We start from the raw sequence: 15,074 nt of genomic DNA, 5'->3' as shown, positions 1-15,074 counted from the left end.
AAATAAGACCCCCAACCATGAAGGTTGAGAGCCTTTGATACGTACAATTAACGTTTTGAGAATTGTGGTGCACGACGAGCGCCTTTGAGACCGTATTTTTTACGTTCTTTCATGCGTGCATCGCGAGTCAAGAGTCCTGCACGTTTTAGTGGTTGACGATATTCCGGATCAGCTTGAAGCAGCGCACGAGCGATTCCGTGGCGAATAGCGCCTGCTTGACCAGTATAACCGCCGCCTTTTACGTTTACTAATACATCATAATTTCCAAGCGTTTCTGTAATCACTAAAGGTTGTTTAATCACTTCACGTAAAGCTGCGAATGGAATATAATTTTCAACATCGCGGCCGTTAATGACGATACGTCCATCGCCAGGAACTAAACGAACGCGAGCAACTGAGCTTTTACGACGACCTGTTCCGTAATATTGAACTTGTGCCAAATTAATACCCTCCTCTTTCAATTATCCGCGAAGTTCATAATTTTCCGGTTTTTGCGCTTGATGTGGATGTTCCGGACCAGCATAGACATGCAATTTTTTAAACATTTGACGTCCAAGGGAGCCTTTTGGAAGCATTCCTTTAACGGCTAATTCAAGCATTTTCTCAGGATAGTTCGTCCGCATTTCTAAAGCTGTACGAGCTTTTAATCCGCCTGGATGTTGAGAGTGGCGATAATAAATTTTGTCCGTTAATTTTTTTCCAGTTAATTCAATTTTTTCCGCATTAATAATAATTACGTGGTCACCAGTATCAACATTCGGTGTGTAAGTTGGTTTATGCTTACCGCGCAAAATAGATGCTACTTCACTTGCAAGACGTCCCAAAGTTTGGCCTTCGGCGTCTACAACGTACCATTTACGTTCGATTTCATTTGCTTTCGCCATATACGTCGTACGCATGTTTTTTACCCTCCCATATAATCAAAGTCGTTTCATATGATTTATTTAAAAACACGAATAAGTTTCCGGGGCTTATCGTGGGGCTAAATAACATACCATATCTATGATAAAGGTTTCTAAAAGCAATGTCAAGAAAATGTTACGCCTGGATTAGTTGTCATAGAATACGTTCCATAAATACAATCCCTCTGGCGGAACGGTTTTCCCGGCTTTCGATCTGTCCTTCGCTTCTAAGATTTCAGGGATTTCTTCTGGAGATCGTTTTCCTGTCCCACATTCCAAAAGAGTGCCGACGATAATCCTGACCATATTGTACAAAAAACCGTTTCCGACCAGCTGAAAAACAATCTCCTCCCCTTCTTGGACAATCGCTATTTTGCGGATGGTTCGTACTTTATCCTTGACCTCCGTCTTGGCTGAACAGAAGCTCGTAAAATCGTGCGTTCCCGTTAAATAACGAGCTGCCTCTTCCATCGCCTCTATATTTAATGAATAAGGGAAATGATAGGCATAAAACCTCTTCAAAGGATCGCGGTGGGGAGTGGTATACAGTCGGTAACGGTATTCTTTGCCCGTTGCAGAAAAGCGGGCATGAAAGGCATCGTCGACCGCTTCTACTTGAATGGCTGCAATATCTTCAGGAAAAATGCTATTTAACACTTGCACCCACTTTGTTTCCGGAATCGGAAGGGACGTATCAAAATGGATCACTTGACCGCGAGCGTGAACGCCAGCATCGGTCCGACCCGATGCTGTCACTTTTACTGCTTCTCCTTTATGTAGGACCTTTAATGCTGATTCTATTTCCGATTGGACCGTTCTTTTAGCCGGTTGAATTTGATAACCGGCAAAGCCTGAACCATCATACGAAATCACACATTTCATTCTAACCATATAGGACACTCCATCTAGCTTCTTAATAGCCATAGCACCACAGCAAAAATAATGATGATCACAAGAACAAAAGTATCGCGAAGTTTCCAAGTCAACAGACGATATTTGGTACGTCCTTCTCCGCCTTTATAGCCTCGCGCCTCCATGGCCACGGCAAGATCTTCCGCACGTTTAAAAGAACTGACAAACAGCGGAATTAATAGCGGTACAACCGCTCTGATCCTTTCTTTAAGCGGCCCTCCGGAAAAATCAGTTCCTCTAGCCGTCTGCGCCTTCATAATTTTTTCTGTCTCATCCATAAGAGTAGGGATGAACCGCAGTGCTATCGAGATCATCAACGCCAGTTCGTGGACAGGAAGCTTGATTTTTTTAAACGGTCCAAGAAGGCTTTCCAGCCCGTCCGTAATCGAAATCGGTGTCGTCGTCAGCGTCAATAAAGATGTGACCAACACCAGAATGAAAAAGCGCAACGAGATAAAAACTCCCTGCTGGATTCCCACTTGATAAAATTTGATAAATCCCAGCTGAAAAACGAGAGGCCCTTCTCTTGTAAAAAAGAGTTGAAGTAAAAACGTAAACAAGATCAACCATAAAATCGGCTTCAACCCCGCCAGCAAAAAACGAAACGGAATGCGGGACAAAAAGATAAGGAAAACCGTAAATGCGGTTAAAATGCCATAGGTCGCCATATTATTGGCCAAAAACACAATACACACAAAAGCAATCACAAAGACAAGTTTTGAGCGCGGATCCAGCCTATGTACAATGGAATCTCCCGGTACATAGCGTCCAAAAATCATCTTTTCCATCATGGCTGACCACCCCGCTTGTACAACCGCTCCAACTCATCAGCTAATTCTTGAACGGATAAACACGTTTTTCCTAAACGGATTCCTGATTTTTTTTCAAACATGTATTGAAACTTCACAACATCAGGCACGTTTAATCCTAAGCCAAACAATTCCTCGGGGGAAGAAAAGATCTCTTCTGGCTTTCCTTTTCTGGCCAGTTTTCCTTGATGCATAATGACGATTTCATCAGCATATAAGGCAGCATCTTCCATACTGTGGGTGACTAAAATGGTTGTCATTTTTTTCTCTTGGTGAAGCTTGTAAAAGAGATCCATGATTTCCCGCCTTCCCCGCGGATCCAAACCAGCGGTCGGTTCATCAAGAACGAGCACTTCCGGTTCCATTGCCAGTACGCCAGCAATCGCCACTCTTCTCATTTGGCCGCCTGACAGGTCAAATGGAGATTTCTGCAGTACATCCTCCGGCAGCCCTACTTTCTTAGCTGCCAGACGTGCTCGCCGTTTCGCCTCTTCTTCCGGCACCCCAAAATTGATCGGTCCGTAACAAATATCTTTTTCAACGGTTTCCTCAAACAATTGGTGTTCCGGAAATTGAAAGACAATCCCTACTTTTTGCCTTATCGGTTTTAAATTCTTATTTTTTCTGCCTGCCTCAACCACTCGCTCTCCTATTTTCACTTGCCCGCTTGTCGGTTGCAAAAGAGCATTTAAATGCTGCAAAAGAGTTGATTTCCCGGAACCGGTATGGCCGATGACAGCAAGAAATGTCCCTTCCGGTATATCGAATGAAACATCCTTGAGCGCAAAACGTTCAAATGGAGTTCCGGCCGAATATCGATATTCTACATGTTGAAGTTTAATGTCCATAAATCATTCACCAACTCATCTTCTGTCAAATGATTTTGGGGAATATGAAGTCCCCGTGAACGTAGCTCTTTGCTCATTCTGACCGAAAAGGGGATATCAAGACCGAGCGCTATCAGCTCTTCGTCCATTTGAAAAATTTCCTCAGGAGTTCCCTCTTTATAAACCTTTCCTTTATTTAAAATGATCACACGATCCGCTTTGGCCGCTTCTTCCAAGTCATGTGTAATCGACACAACCGTTAGATTGCGATCCTCCTTCAATTCTCTTACCGTAGCCAAAACTTCTTCTCTGCCACGGGGATCCAGCATAGATGTAGCCTCGTCTAGGAGAATAATATCCGGTCTTAACGCCAGAACGCCGGCAATCGCCACACGCTGTTTTTGCCCTCCAGAAAGATGATGCGGTTCTTGTCTGGCAAAAGCGCTCATTCCTACTTTCTCCAAGGATTCTTGCACTCTTATGACCATTTCATCATGATCTACACCATTATTTTCTAAACCGAACGCGACATCATCTTCCACCGTTGTACCTACAAATTGATTGTCAGGATTTTGAAACACCATCCCCACTTTTTTGCGAATATCCCAAACGGTATCTTCCCCTAACAAAATGTCGCCCACCACAATTTTCCCTTTTTCAGGAAAATGAAGACCGTTTAGTAATTTGGCCAAAGTAGATTTCCCGGATCCGTTATGGCCGACGATCGCCAGCCATTCCCCTTTCGCGATCGATAGACTTACGTCTTCAAGAGCATATCTCGGTTGTTCAGGATAACGAAAAAATACGTGCTCAATCTGAACAACTATTTCTCTTTTCAATTCGAATCCCCCCTAAACGAACCCGTCCCTGCTTTCTTTTCCTTTATACCACGGTTTGACAAAACGATGAAGCAAAAGTCGGACACATATCGACATCATTAAAACGTGCCATAAAAAGCTGGCGCGCCCAAGGTAGATATTTGGTTCATTTAACAGGATTCTAAAGAGACGAAAAGCGCCCTCAGATTGCCGCACAACCGGCGAAAAACAGAACCTTGCAAAATAAACCAAACATCCACTGCTAAGTACTTCTTTAACAGGCTAAGCATTATCTCTTCTCTGAAGATCAGCCCACCATCAAACCGTTGTTTTGCAGCCCGCAGAGCAGCATGATCTTATTATAATTTTCGCAAAATACAAAAAAAGCCCGCGCCTCTTTTCACGAATGTCGAATGAAAGAGGCGCACGAGCTAGACGAGTCTTATCATTGCTCATCATAACGCTCAAGCTTTGTTGCAATCGCGTACATTAAAAATATAGAAAAAGGGCAGTGGTCAGTTGCTGTCAACTGTCCCGCCCCAATGGTCTACCTTCGTCATTAAACTAATTCAATAACGACCATAGGTGCACCGTCGCCACGACGAGGTCCGATTTTCATAATGCGAGTGTAACCGCCTTGGCGTTCTTGATAACGAGGTGCGACGTCGTTAAACAATTTTTGCAAAGCGTAAACCGGTTTTTCCTTTTTCTTTCCATCTGCACCTTCTACTTCAATAGTATCTGCTACTTCATGACGCAAGAAGGCAGCTGCTTGACGGCGAGCATGCAAATCTCCGCGTTTGCCAAGTGTAATCATTTTTTCTACGACAGAGCGCAATTCCTTTGCACGCGCTTCTGTTGTTTCAATGCGTTCGTTAATGATTAAATCTGTTGTCAAATCGCGAAGCAATGCTTTCCGCTGATCGCTTGTACGTCCTAGCTTTCTATAAGACATGAAGATTCCCTCCTTTGTTGAGCTATCTATAACAAAATCGTATGATTAATCGTCTTTACGCAAACTTAGCCCAAGTTCATTTAACTTGGCTTTTACTTCTTCTAATGATTTTCGTCCAAGGTTTCGGACTTTCATCATATCTTCTTCCGTTTTATTTGCCAATTCTTGTACTGTATTGATGCCCGCACGTTTTAGACAGTTGTAGGAACGAACGGATAGATCCAATTCCTCGATCGTCATTTCCAGAACTTTTTCTTTTTGATCTTCTTCTTTTTCGACCATAATTTCAGCATTTTGAGCCTCATCGGTCAAATTAACGAAGATATTTAAATGCTCTGTTAAAATTTTGGCGCCAAGGGAAACGGCTTCCTTCGGTCCAATACTGCCGTCAGTCCAGACATCAAGCGAAAGTTTATCGTAGTTGGCGACTTGACCAACTCTCGTCTTTTCTACTTGATAGTTCACTCTTGAAACTGGAGTATAAATAGAATCTATCGGGATCACGCCGATTGGATGATCTTCGCGTTTGTTTTGATCAGCTGGAGTGTAGCCGCGCCCACGCCGCGCTGTTAACCGCATGCGCAAACTGCCGTTTTCCGCCAATGTAGCAATGTGTAAATCAGGGTTTAAAATTTCCACATCGCTGTCATGGGTAATATCTGCAGCGGTCACAACACCTTCACCCTGCACATCAATTTCAAGCGTCTTTTCTTCATCAGAATATATTTTTAAAGCTAATTTTTTTATGTTCAAAATGATGGATGTTACATCTTCAACGACGCCTTCAACTGTTGAAAACTCGTGCAAAACTCCGTCTATTTGAATAGATGTGACAGCGGCACCTGGGAGTGAGGATAATAGGATACGACGTAAGGAGTTACCCAAAGTTGTACCATATCCACGCTCAAGTGGTTCTACGACGAACTTCCCATAAGTGGCATCATCGCTGATCTCAACCGTTTCAATTTTTGGTTTTTCAATCTCGATCATTCAATTATACCCTCCTTTAAAACGTCGAAACCCCGGCTAGAACAATCACCGAAATTCCCCATGTTTTCGTTCCCGATTGTGCACAATGAAAAGATTTTTTCTGTTTAAACAAAAATATCATTAGTATCCCATTATTGACAGAGATACAAATAATATACAGAAAAATTAAACACGGCGACGTTTTGGCGGACGGCATCCATTATGAGGTACAGGAGTCACATCTTTAATTGCTGTAACTTCCAGTCCGGCAGCTTGAAGTGCACGAATCGCAGCTTCACGTCCAGCACCAGGTCCTTTTACTGTTACCTCAAGAGATTTCATTCCATGTTCCATGGAAGCTTTTGCAGCTGTTTCTGCTGCCATTTGTGCTGCGAATGGAGTGGATTTGCGGGAACCTTTGAAACCAAGAGCCCCTGCACTTGACCAAGCGACAGCATTCCCATGGACGTCAGTAATAGTGACAATCGTATTGTTAAATGTAGAGCGAATGTGCGCAATTCCAGTTTCAATATTCTTTTTGACACGACGTTTACGAGTAGTTGTTTTACGAGCCATTGTTGGTGTTACCTCCTTTACCTATTATTTTTTCTTGTTCGCTACAGTTTTGCGCGGACCTTTACGTGTGCGGGCATTATTTTTCGTATTTTGTCCACGAACAGGTAAACCGCGGCGATGACGAAGTCCACGATAGCTGCCGATTTCCATTAAACGTTTAATGTTCAGCGATACTTCGCGGCGAAGATCTCCTTCAACTTTTAATTTATCGACAAGATCACGGATTTTGTTCACTTCTTCATCTGTTAAATCACGAACGCGAGTATCTTCAGAAACACCAGCTTCTGCCAAGATTTTTTGAGCAGTAGATTTACCGATACCATAAATATAAGTTAAAGAAATCACAACACGTTTATCACGCGGGATATCTACACCAGCAATACGTGCCATATAAGAGCACCTCCTTCAAAATTAACCTTGTTTTTGTTTATGTTTTGGATTTTCACAGATTACCATAACTTTTCCCTTTCTGCGAATGACTTTGCATTTTTCGCAGATCGGTTTAACAGACGGTCTTACTTTCATTTTCCAAACCTCCTTAATTATTTCGGAGTGCAAAACTATTTATAACGGTACGTAATTCTACCGCGTGTCAGGTCGTACGGAGATAACTCAACCGTTACTTTATCCCCGGGCAAAATCCGGATGAAGTGCATACGGATTTTCCCAGAAACGTGCGCAAGCACCGTGTGACCATTTTCTAATTCCACTTTAAACATCGCATTTGGCAAAGTCTCAGTAACGGTACCTTCTACTTCAATAACATCGTCTTTCGCCATCGTATCGTCTCCCTTCTTCCTTCTTGTAGGACCCGCTTCACGATTCATCGTCTAAGCATTGCTCGAAGCTGCAAAAAACATGCTGACAGCCACAACCATCTATATGAAGTAAAACCACTTAAAAAAGGGTATGTTTAAGCCGTTTGATCAGGTGGTCAAACAAAACAGCAACCGCCTAAAACAGATTCACTCATGAAAATGAAACTACAAGGCGATCAAACACTTATTTTATCACCCAATTCATCACAAATCAACTCTTATCGCAACGGTCAATAAAAACGATCTTTCCTGTAAAACACAACAGGAAGCGGCACCATACTAGTGGAACCGATCTTGAAAAAATGTTCATTTTCACTGTTGACCATTCTTACCATCAGCTAAACATGATGAATTCATCTTGATAACCAATTTGAAAAACGTCTCATAGCCGTTGAACGGGTCGCTTTTCAATAAGAAACTTATGACCAATCCTAAACAACAATATATTAATTAGCAAGCTTGCCTAGCAGTTGATCGATATCTTCAAATACCTTATTTATTTCCTGCGTGCCGTCAATATTTTTCAAATAGCCTTTTTCACCATAAAAATCAAGCAAAGGTTTTGCTTGTTTTAAATTGACATCCAAGCGGTTTTGAACAGTTTCCGCATTGTCGTCAGCCCGTTGATACAGTTCTCCTCCGCATCGGTCACATTTGCCAGCCACTTTAGGAGGATTAAAGACTAAATGATAGGTGGATCCGCAGCTTTTGCAAATTCTGCGTCCTGTCAACCGTTCCAACAATAAGTCTTTATCGACATCAATGTTGATCACATAATCGATTTTTTTTCCAAGATCGCTCATAATGGACTCTAACGCCTCAGCCTGAGCAACGGTTCTTGGAAATCCATCTAATAAAAACCCTTTTTTGCAGTCGTCTTTGCTTAGACGTTCGCGAACGATGCCAATAGTCACTTCATCGGGAACTAGCTCGCCTTTATCCATATAAGACTTGGCTTTTAAACCCAGCTCCGTACCCTCCTTCATAGCTGCACGGAACATATCTCCAGTAGAAATATGAGGGATTTCGTATTTCTCGACAATTTTTTCGGCTTGCGTACCTTTTCCGGCACCCGGCAGCCCCATTAAAACAAGATTCACTCTTCTACCCCCTCAGGTTAAATAAGTTCATATATATCAACGATACAAGCTATTTGATAAACCCTTTGTAGTGACGTTTTACAAGCTGCGTTTCTAATTGTTTCATCGTTTCCAAGGCAACCCCGACAATGATCAACAAACTGGTGCCTCCAATACGTGATGAAGGGGGAAGTCCTACAATATCAACAAAGAAAACAGGAAGTACAGCTACCACTGCAAGGAATATGGACCCTGCAAAGGTAAGACGATACAAAACGCGTGTTAAATAATCTTGCGTATTTTTGCCGGGCCGAATACCCGGAATATACCCGCCTTGCTTTTTTAGATTATCTGCTAATTGTTCTGGATTCACTTGCACAAAAGCGTAAAAATAAGAAAACGCAATGATCAATGCGACATAAATCAACATGCCGACAGGTTTTGTATAATCAAAAATATTATGGATCGTACTTGTGACTTTCTCGTTCCCAAAGAAAGTTGCAATCGTTTGAGGAGCAATGAGAAACGAGATCGCAAAGATAACCGGGATTACTCCGGCTGCATTAACCTTTAACGGCAAATGCGTAGATTGTCCTCCAACAGGGCTTCTTCCAACAAGACGTTTAGCGTATTGAATAGGAATTTTTCGCAAAGCCTGCTGAACAAAAATAACACCGACCACAATCGCTAAGACGGCGACAGCAATCAGAAGTAGGACAATAATTTTTAAGAACAATTGATCTCCAGCATTTTGAAGTTGCTGCGCATAAATTTGGTTAATACCGTTTGGAATACCTGCTACGATTCCCGCAAAAATAATGATTGAGATTCCGTTGCCGACCCCTTTAGCGGTAATTTGCTCTCCCAGCCACATTAAGAAGGCGGTGCCGGCCGTCAATACAAGAGCAATCAGGAGATAGGTGCCAATGCCATTACCTACAATTAATAGCCCTCCATATAAACGATTGAATCCATACGACATTCCCAGAGCTTCAATGAAGCCTAGTACAATCGTAAAATAACGAGTAAACTGATTCAGTTTTCTTCTTCCTACTTCACCTTGCTTCGACCATTCCGTGAATTTCGGAACTACATCCATCTGAAGCAATTGAACAATAATGGAGGCAGTAATGTAGGGCATGATCCCCATTGCAAAAATGGAGAAGTTTTTCAATGCACCACCCCCGAAAGTATTTAAAAAGCCAACAAGTCCGGCCTGCTCTTGCATTTTAAATACATCGGCATTAACGTTCGGCACTGGGATAAAGGTTCCGATACGGAACACAATCAACATAAGAAGGGTGAATATAATTTTTTTTCTTATATCACCCACGCGCATAAAATTGGAGACTGTACGAAACATTAAATCACCTCGGCTTTACCGCCGGCAGCTTCAATAGCTTCTTTAGCAGCGGAAGAGAACTTATGAGCCTTTACCGTTAATTTTTTCTCAATAGCACCCTTCGCTAAAATTTTGATACCTGCTTTTTCTTTGCTGACAACCCCTGTTTCAATCAGAAGTTCTGGAGTTACTTCTGTACCGTCTTCAAAGCGATTTAATGCTTCCAAGTTCACAATAGCATATTCTTTTCGATTGATATTCGTAAAGCCGCGTTTTGGAAGTCTTCTGTATAAAGGTGTTTGCCCACCTTCAAAACCTAAACGCACACCACCGCCGGAACGAGCGTTTTGTCCTTTTTGACCTCTTCCAGACGTTTTTCCGTTCCCTGAACCAATACCACGGCCTACACGATTGCGTTTTTTGCGAGCCCCTTCAGCAGGTTTTAACTCATGAAGTTTCATTTTTCGAGCACCTCCTTATTCAATGATTGATCCTTATTGTTCTTTCACAGTTACAAGATGAGACACTTTGTTGATCATACCACGAATGGCTGGATTATCATCATGTTCAACGGTTTGATGCAGTTTACGAAGCCCTAATGCTTTAACTGTTTCACGTTGATCTTTTGGACGACCGATCAAGCTGCGAGTGAGGGTAATTGCTAACTTGTTTGCCATTTTACTCCCTCCTTATCCTAACAGTTCTTCTACTGATTTACCGCGCAATTTCGCTACATCCTCAGCACGTTTTAATTGTTTCAATCCGTCTACTGTTGCACGAACCATATTGATCGGCGTGTTGGAACCTAGGGATTTGGAAAGGATATCTCCTACACCTGCTAATTCCAATACGGCACGAACAGGACCGCCGGCGATAACACCCGTACCTTCAGATGCAGGTTTTAAAAGAATTTCCCCTGCACCAAAGTGTCCGATTACTTCATGAGGAATCGTCGTTCCTACTCTTGGTACTTCAAAAAGATTTTTCTTTGCATCCTCAACCGCTTTACGAATAGCATCCGGAACTTCTTGCGCTTTTCCAGTTCCGAATCCAACATGGCCGTTTTTGTCACCTACAACCACAAGAGCAGAAAAACGGAAACGGCGACCACCTTTTACAACCTTCGCAACACGGTTTACGGTAACAACGCGTTCTTCTAATTCAAGCTTGTTTGGATCAATGCGACGCATTCAAGTTTCCCTCCTTTTATCTTAAAATTGCAAGCCATTTTCGCGTGCAGCATCAGCCAATGCTTTTACACGACCATGATATAAATATCCACCACGGTCAAATACAACAGAAGTAATTCCTTTCTCAACAGCTTTTTTAGCGATAAGTTCTCCCACTTTCGCTGCAGCTTCGACATTACCAGTGGATTCTAAATCGAAATCCTTTTCTAATGTTGAAGCGCTGGCAAGAGTTACTCCTTTCGTATCATCGATCAGCTGAGCATAAATGTGTTTATTGGAACGATAAACATTTAAACGCGGACGAGCAGAAGTACCGGAAATTTTCGTACGTACACGTGCATGTCTTTTTTTGCGCACTTTGTTTTTATCTGGTTTTGTAATCACCAAAGCTCACTCCTTTCTTTACCTAAGCGGCATTACTTCCCTGTTTTACCTTCTTTGCGGCGTACATATTCTCCTTCATAGCGAATACCTTTTCCTTTGTAAGGTTCAGGTGGACGAACATCGCGGATATTGGCAGCAAGGGCGCCTACACGCTCTTTGCTTACCCCTTTAACGACGATTTTCGTATTAGAAGGAACTTCGATTTCGATGCCTTCTTCAGGTTCTATTTCTACTGGATGTGAGTAACCTACGTTTAAAACAAGTTTTTTACCTTGTTTTTGCGCACGGTATCCAACCCCGATCAATTCAAGGGATTTTTCAAATCCTTTTGAAACACCTTCGACCATATTGGCCAGAAGTGCGCGAGTCGTTCCGTGGAGAGCACGGTGTTCTTTTGAATCAGAAGGCCGTGTTACAATAATTTCTTTTTCTCCTACTTCAATGTTCAAATCTGGGTTAAAGGTCCGGGTAAGACTTCCCTTCGGCCCTTTTACTGTTACGGTATTTTTTTCAATGGTAACAGTAACGCCTGATGGAATTTCAATAGGTTTTTTTCCGATACGAGACATTTAAGCTGCACCTCCATTCATAAAGAGAATTATTACCAAATGTAAGCTAAAACTTCTCCGCCCACTTTTTTAGCACGTGCTTCTTTGTCTGTTAACACACCTTGAGAAGTGGAAACAATTGCGATTCCTAAGCCGTTTAACACTTTAGGCACTTCGTCCGCTTTTGCGTAAACACGCAAACCTGGTTTACTGATTCTTTTCAAACCAGTAATTACGCGTTCGTTGTTCGGTCCGAATTTCAGAAAAATACGGATAATGCCTTGTTTATTGTCTTCAATGTATTCAACGTCACGAATAAAACCTTCACGTTTTAAGATTTCAGCGATTTCTTTTTTGATTTTTGAAGCCGGAAGTTCTAATTTTTCGTGACGAACCATATTCGCATTACGGATACGAGTCAACATATCTGCAATTGGATCTGTCATTACCATAGGTTTTTACCTCCTTCCCTAATTCGGGTATTACCAGCTAGCTTTTTTCACGCCAGGAATTTGACCTTTATATGCGAGTTCACGGAAACAAATACGGCAAAGTTTAAATTTGCGATAAACGGAATGTGGACGTCCGCAGCGTTCGCAGCGTGTATATTCACGCACTTTAAACTTTTGAGGCCGTTTTTGTTTCACGATCATTGATTTTTTAGCCACGATGTCGCCTCCTTTTTGTATGTTAAGAGCGATTATTTTTGAAATGGCATTCCAAATTCAGTCAACAGTTCACGTGCTTCTTCGTCTGTATTGGCAGTCGTAACAATAACAATATCCATTCCGCGCACTTTGCTTACTTTATCGTAATCAATTTCAGGGAAAATCAATTGTTCTTTAATTCCTAATGTGTAGTTGCCACGGCCGTCAAACGCTTTTTTAGAAACACCACGGAAGTCTCTTACACGAGGTAGAGAAACGGAAATTAGTTTATCAAGAAATTCATACATGCGTTCGCCGCGAAGGGTAACTTTCGCACCAATCGGCATTCCTTCGCGAAGACGGAATCCAGCAATTGATTTTTTTGCACGGGTAACAAGAGGTTTTTGTCCCGTAATAAGTGACAATTCTTCTACAGCATTGTCTAATGCTTTAGCATTTTGTACAGCGTCACCTACACCCATGTTGACAACTACTTTTTCGATTTTAGGTACTTGCATAACAGATTTGTAGTTGAATTTTTTCATTAATGCAGGAGTAATTTCTTTAAGATATTTTTCTTTTAGGCGGTTCATTTAGAATACCTCCCTTCATCTAAAAACTATTTATCTAATGGTTGACCAGATTTTTTAGCAATTCTAATTTTCTTACCGTCCACAATTTGATAGCCTACTCGGGTAGGCTCATTCGTTTTCGGATCTAAAGGCATGACATTTGATACATGTATAGGTGCCTCTTGGCTGATGATACCGCCTTGAGGATTCAATTGAGAAGGCTTCGCATGTTTTTTAACAATGTTTACTCCTTCCACAATCACGCGGTTTTTCTTAGGAAATGCCGCCAGGATAACCCCAGTTTTTCCTTTATCTTTACCGGAGATCACCATTACTTTATCGCCTTTTTTTACATGCATTTTGTAGCACCTCCTTGAAAGGCCTGAAAAATATTTGGTTTATTAAATTACTTCTGGAGCAAGAGATACGATTTTCATAAAGTTATTGTCGCGCAATTCGCGTGCCACAGGTCCAAAAATACGAGTTCCGCGAGGGCTCTTGTCATCACGAATAATGACACAAGCATTTTCATCAAAACGGATGTAGGAACCGTCAGAACGGCGAACACCGCGTTTTGTACGTACAATTACCGCTTTTACAACGTCGCCTTTTTTGACAACGCCTCCTGGTGTTGCTTGTTTAACCGTACACACAATCACATCACCAATATTAGCGGTTTTGCGTCCGGAACCACCTAAAACTTTGATCGTAAGAACTTCGCGAGCTCCAGAGTTGTCAGCAACTTTTAATCTGGATTCTTGTTGGATCATTTGTGTAACCTCCCTTCGGAATGAGCATCAATCCGAACAAATTAATTAAATGATAACAGCTTTTTCAACAATTTCCACTAAGCGGAAACGTTTCGTAGCAGAGAGCGGGCGAGTCTCCATAATACGAACAATATCGCCTACTTTTGCTTCATTTAATTCATCATGAGCTTTATATTTTTTCGAGTATTTAACCCGTTTCCCGTAAAGTGAATGTTTTTTGTATGTTTCCACCAAAACGGTGATCGTTTTATCCATTTTGTCAGAAACAACGCGTCCAGTATAAACTTTTCGGTTATTACGTTCGCTCATTAGGCAAACCTCCTTTCAATTATCGATTGTTAACACCGATCTCTCTTTCGCGAATAACAGTTTTCATACGAGCGATCGCTTTACGTACTTCACGAATACGAGCAGTATTTTCAAGCTGACCAGTCGCTAATTGAAAGCGAAGGTTAAAGAGCTCTTCTTTTAAAGACTTGATTTTTTGTTCAATTTCGGCAGTGGTAAGTTCACGGATTTCATTAGCCTTCATTTGATTCACCACCAATTTCTTCACGTTTTACAATCTTGCACTTAATCGGCAGTTTGTGAGATGCAAGACGAAGCGCTTCGCGTGCAACTTCTTCTGATACACCGGCAATTTCAAACATGATTTTGCCTGGTTTTACAACAGCTACCCATCCTTCAGGAGCCCCTTTACCGGAACCCATCCGTACTTCCAACGGTTTAGCCGTATACGGTTTATGAGGGAAGATCTTAATCCAAACTTTACCGCCACGTTTAGTATAACGAGTCATCGCAATACGGGCAGCTTCGATTTGACGGTTTGTGATCCAAGCCGATTCAAGAGCTTGAAGGCCGAATTCTCCGAATGAAACTTCTGTACCGCCTTTTGCTCGTCCGCGCATTTTTCCGCGATGTTCACGGCGATATTTAACACGTTTTGGCATTAACAT

Annotated in this window: 27 protein-coding genes; all 27 read right to left on the bottom strand. The window is 42.0% G+C overall.

Features of this window, described 5'->3' with window-relative positions; genetic code table 11:
* Positions 1-47: 47 nt before the first annotated feature.
* Entirely contained in the window at positions 48-440 is a 393-nt protein-coding gene (gene rpsI / locus N1I86_RS09525) for a 30S ribosomal protein S9 (RefSeq protein ID WP_003354745.1), read from the bottom strand.
* A 21-nt stretch (positions 441-461) separates the two neighbouring features.
* Positions 462-899: a 50S ribosomal protein L13 gene (gene rplM, locus N1I86_RS09520; RefSeq protein WP_003354746.1), complete on the bottom strand. Its 438-nt coding sequence runs from the start codon at positions 897-899 to the stop codon at positions 462-464.
* Positions 900-1,049: 150 nt separating this feature from the next.
* Complete coding sequence (gene truA, locus N1I86_RS09515) at positions 1,050-1,793, bottom strand: tRNA pseudouridine(38-40) synthase TruA (RefSeq protein ID WP_003354747.1); 744 nt, start codon at positions 1,791-1,793, stop codon at positions 1,050-1,052.
* Between the two features lie 14 nt (positions 1,794-1,807).
* Positions 1,808-2,605, bottom strand: a complete 798-nt coding sequence (locus tag N1I86_RS09510; protein ID WP_003354748.1) for an energy-coupling factor transporter transmembrane component T family protein — start codon at positions 2,603-2,605, stop codon at positions 1,808-1,810.
* Entirely contained in the window at positions 2,602-3,471 is an 870-nt protein-coding gene (locus N1I86_RS09505) for an energy-coupling factor ABC transporter ATP-binding protein (protein WP_003354750.1), read from the bottom strand. Before N1I86_RS09505 ends, N1I86_RS09510 begins: the two co-directional genes overlap by 4 nt.
* The gene (locus N1I86_RS09500; protein ID WP_003354752.1) at positions 3,447-4,289 is read right to left on the bottom strand and encodes an energy-coupling factor ABC transporter ATP-binding protein; all 843 of its coding nucleotides are present in this window, start codon (positions 4,287-4,289) and stop codon (positions 3,447-3,449) included. The genes N1I86_RS09505 and N1I86_RS09500 overlap by 25 nt, the downstream gene beginning before the upstream one ends.
* 538 nt (positions 4,290-4,827) lie before the next feature.
* Complete coding sequence (gene rplQ, locus N1I86_RS09495; protein ID WP_003354753.1) at positions 4,828-5,223, bottom strand: 50S ribosomal protein L17; 396 nt, start codon at positions 5,221-5,223, stop codon at positions 4,828-4,830.
* A 45-nt stretch (positions 5,224-5,268) separates the two neighbouring features.
* Positions 5,269-6,213 carry a DNA-directed RNA polymerase subunit alpha gene (locus N1I86_RS09490; protein ID WP_003354754.1) on the bottom strand — a complete coding sequence of 315 codons (945 nt, stop codon included), beginning with the start codon at positions 6,211-6,213 and terminating at the stop codon, positions 5,269-5,271.
* Between the two features lie 165 nt (positions 6,214-6,378).
* Positions 6,379-6,768, bottom strand: coding sequence for a 30S ribosomal protein S11 (gene rpsK / locus N1I86_RS09485; protein ID WP_003354755.1), 390 nt, complete (start codon positions 6,766-6,768; stop codon positions 6,379-6,381).
* A 24-nt stretch (positions 6,769-6,792) separates the two neighbouring features.
* Positions 6,793-7,158, bottom strand: a complete 366-nt coding sequence (rpsM, locus tag N1I86_RS09480; RefSeq protein ID WP_003354756.1) for a 30S ribosomal protein S13 — start codon at positions 7,156-7,158, stop codon at positions 6,793-6,795.
* Positions 7,159-7,179: 21 nt separating this feature from the next.
* Complete coding sequence (gene rpmJ, locus N1I86_RS09475; RefSeq protein WP_003156543.1) at positions 7,180-7,293, bottom strand: 50S ribosomal protein L36; 114 nt, start codon at positions 7,291-7,293, stop codon at positions 7,180-7,182.
* A 35-nt stretch (positions 7,294-7,328) separates the two neighbouring features.
* Positions 7,329-7,547 carry a translation initiation factor IF-1 gene (infA, locus tag N1I86_RS09470; RefSeq protein WP_003354757.1) on the bottom strand — a complete coding sequence of 73 codons (219 nt, stop codon included), beginning with the start codon at positions 7,545-7,547 and terminating at the stop codon, positions 7,329-7,331.
* A 485-nt stretch (positions 7,548-8,032) separates the two neighbouring features.
* A complete protein-coding gene (locus N1I86_RS09465) occupies positions 8,033-8,686 on the bottom strand; it encodes an adenylate kinase (protein ID WP_270583947.1) in 654 nt (217 codons plus the stop codon).
* Between the two features lie 49 nt (positions 8,687-8,735).
* Positions 8,736-10,028, bottom strand: a complete 1,293-nt coding sequence (secY, locus tag N1I86_RS09460; RefSeq protein ID WP_003354759.1) for a preprotein translocase subunit SecY — start codon at positions 10,026-10,028, stop codon at positions 8,736-8,738.
* Positions 10,028-10,468 (bottom strand): 50S ribosomal protein L15, encoded by a 441-nt coding sequence (gene rplO, locus N1I86_RS09455; RefSeq protein ID WP_003354760.1) that lies wholly within the window; start codon positions 10,466-10,468, stop codon positions 10,028-10,030. Before rplO ends, secY begins: the two co-directional genes overlap by 1 nt.
* Before the next feature lie 33 nt (positions 10,469-10,501).
* Positions 10,502-10,684, bottom strand: coding sequence for a 50S ribosomal protein L30 (rpmD, locus tag N1I86_RS09450; protein WP_003354761.1), 183 nt, complete (start codon positions 10,682-10,684; stop codon positions 10,502-10,504).
* 12 nt (positions 10,685-10,696) lie between these two features.
* On the bottom strand, positions 10,697-11,197 hold the full coding sequence (rpsE, locus tag N1I86_RS09445; RefSeq protein ID WP_003354763.1) for a 30S ribosomal protein S5: 501 nt from the start codon (positions 11,195-11,197) through the stop codon (positions 10,697-10,699).
* 21 nt (positions 11,198-11,218) lie between these two features.
* A complete protein-coding gene (gene rplR / locus N1I86_RS09440) occupies positions 11,219-11,581 on the bottom strand; it encodes a 50S ribosomal protein L18 (RefSeq protein ID WP_003354764.1) in 363 nt (120 codons plus the stop codon).
* A gap of 32 nt (positions 11,582-11,613) precedes the next feature.
* Complete coding sequence (gene rplF / locus N1I86_RS09435; RefSeq protein ID WP_341096024.1) at positions 11,614-12,150, bottom strand: 50S ribosomal protein L6; 537 nt, start codon at positions 12,148-12,150, stop codon at positions 11,614-11,616.
* A 32-nt stretch (positions 12,151-12,182) separates the two neighbouring features.
* Complete coding sequence (gene rpsH, locus N1I86_RS09430) at positions 12,183-12,581, bottom strand: 30S ribosomal protein S8 (RefSeq protein ID WP_003354766.1); 399 nt, start codon at positions 12,579-12,581, stop codon at positions 12,183-12,185.
* A 30-nt stretch (positions 12,582-12,611) separates the two neighbouring features.
* Positions 12,612-12,797: a type Z 30S ribosomal protein S14 gene (locus N1I86_RS09425; protein ID WP_003354767.1), complete on the bottom strand. Its 186-nt coding sequence runs from the start codon at positions 12,795-12,797 to the stop codon at positions 12,612-12,614.
* A 32-nt stretch (positions 12,798-12,829) separates the two neighbouring features.
* Entirely contained in the window at positions 12,830-13,369 is a 540-nt protein-coding gene (rplE, locus tag N1I86_RS09420) for a 50S ribosomal protein L5 (protein ID WP_003354768.1), read from the bottom strand.
* Positions 13,370-13,395: 26 nt separating this feature from the next.
* Positions 13,396-13,707, bottom strand: coding sequence for a 50S ribosomal protein L24 (rplX, locus tag N1I86_RS09415; protein WP_003354769.1), 312 nt, complete (start codon positions 13,705-13,707; stop codon positions 13,396-13,398).
* 42 nt (positions 13,708-13,749) lie between these two features.
* The gene (gene rplN, locus N1I86_RS09410) at positions 13,750-14,118 is read right to left on the bottom strand and encodes a 50S ribosomal protein L14 (RefSeq protein WP_003354770.1); all 369 of its coding nucleotides are present in this window, start codon (positions 14,116-14,118) and stop codon (positions 13,750-13,752) included.
* A 45-nt stretch (positions 14,119-14,163) separates the two neighbouring features.
* Positions 14,164-14,427, bottom strand: coding sequence for a 30S ribosomal protein S17 (gene rpsQ / locus N1I86_RS09405; protein ID WP_003354771.1), 264 nt, complete (start codon positions 14,425-14,427; stop codon positions 14,164-14,166).
* 19 nt (positions 14,428-14,446) lie between these two features.
* On the bottom strand, positions 14,447-14,650 hold the full coding sequence (gene rpmC / locus N1I86_RS09400) for a 50S ribosomal protein L29 (protein ID WP_003354772.1): 204 nt from the start codon (positions 14,648-14,650) through the stop codon (positions 14,447-14,449).
* Positions 14,640-15,074 (bottom strand): 50S ribosomal protein L16, encoded by a 435-nt coding sequence (gene rplP, locus N1I86_RS09395; protein WP_003354774.1) that lies wholly within the window; start codon positions 15,072-15,074, stop codon positions 14,640-14,642. The genes rpmC and rplP overlap by 11 nt, the downstream gene beginning before the upstream one ends.

Source organism: Bacillus sp. FSL W8-0116 (assembly GCF_038003825.1).
Lineage (GTDB): Bacteria > Bacillota > Bacilli > Bacillales > DSM-4216 > Bacillus_O > Bacillus_O smithii.
Note: the sequence above shows the minus strand (reverse complement) of the source record. Positions and strands in the feature narration are given on the sequence as shown.

Excerpts from the sequence above, each read along its gene's own strand:
- rplM (WP_003354746.1), bottom strand. The coding sequence starts at position 899 with ATGCGTACGACGTATATGGCGAAAGCAAATGAAATCGAACGTAAATGG.
- truA (WP_003354747.1), bottom strand. The coding sequence starts at position 1,793 with ATGGTTAGAATGAAATGTGTGATTTCGTATGATGGTTCAGGCTTTGCC.
- N1I86_RS09510 (WP_003354748.1), bottom strand. The coding sequence starts at position 2,605 with ATGATGGAAAAGATGATTTTTGGACGCTATGTACCGGGAGATTCCATT.
- N1I86_RS09505 (WP_003354750.1), bottom strand. The coding sequence starts at position 3,471 with ATGGACATTAAACTTCAACATGTAGAATATCGATATTCGGCCGGAACT.
- rplQ (WP_003354753.1), bottom strand. The coding sequence starts at position 5,223 with ATGTCTTATAGAAAGCTAGGACGTACAAGCGATCAGCGGAAAGCATTG.
- N1I86_RS09490 (WP_003354754.1), bottom strand. The coding sequence starts at position 6,213 with ATGATCGAGATTGAAAAACCAAAAATTGAAACGGTTGAGATCAGCGAT.
- rpsK (WP_003354755.1), bottom strand. The coding sequence starts at position 6,768 with ATGGCTCGTAAAACAACTACTCGTAAACGTCGTGTCAAAAAGAATATT.
- rpsM (WP_003354756.1), bottom strand. The coding sequence starts at position 7,158 with ATGGCACGTATTGCTGGTGTAGATATCCCGCGTGATAAACGTGTTGTG.
- rpmJ (WP_003156543.1), bottom strand. The coding sequence starts at position 7,293 with ATGAAAGTAAGACCGTCTGTTAAACCGATCTGCGAAAAATGCAAAGTC.
- infA (WP_003354757.1), bottom strand. The coding sequence starts at position 7,547 with ATGGCGAAAGACGATGTTATTGAAGTAGAAGGTACCGTTACTGAGACT.
- secY (WP_003354759.1), bottom strand. The coding sequence starts at position 10,028 with ATGTTTCGTACAGTCTCCAATTTTATGCGCGTGGGTGATATAAGAAAA.
- rplO (WP_003354760.1), bottom strand. The coding sequence starts at position 10,468 with ATGAAACTTCATGAGTTAAAACCTGCTGAAGGGGCTCGCAAAAAACGC.
- rpmD (WP_003354761.1), bottom strand. The coding sequence starts at position 10,684 with ATGGCAAACAAGTTAGCAATTACCCTCACTCGCAGCTTGATCGGTCGT.
- rpsE (WP_003354763.1), bottom strand. The coding sequence starts at position 11,197 with ATGCGTCGCATTGATCCAAACAAGCTTGAATTAGAAGAACGCGTTGTT.
- rplF (WP_341096024.1), bottom strand. The coding sequence starts at position 12,150 with ATGTCTCGTATCGGAAAAAAACCTATTGAAATTCCATCAGGCGTTACT.
- rpsH (WP_003354766.1), bottom strand. The coding sequence starts at position 12,581 with ATGGTAATGACAGATCCAATTGCAGATATGTTGACTCGTATCCGTAAT.
- rplE (WP_003354768.1), bottom strand. The coding sequence starts at position 13,369 with ATGAACCGCCTAAAAGAAAAATATCTTAAAGAAATTACTCCTGCATTA.
- rplX (WP_003354769.1), bottom strand. The coding sequence starts at position 13,707 with ATGCATGTAAAAAAAGGCGATAAAGTAATGGTGATCTCCGGTAAAGAT.
- rplN (WP_003354770.1), bottom strand. The coding sequence starts at position 14,118 with ATGATCCAACAAGAATCCAGATTAAAAGTTGCTGACAACTCTGGAGCT.
- rpsQ (WP_003354771.1), bottom strand. The coding sequence starts at position 14,427 with ATGAGCGAACGTAATAACCGAAAAGTTTATACTGGACGCGTTGTTTCT.
- rpmC (WP_003354772.1), bottom strand. The coding sequence starts at position 14,650 with ATGAAGGCTAATGAAATCCGTGAACTTACCACTGCCGAAATTGAACAA.
- rplP (WP_003354774.1), bottom strand. The coding sequence starts at position 15,074 with ATGTTAATGCCAAAACGTGTTAAATATCGCCGTGAACATCGCGGAAAA.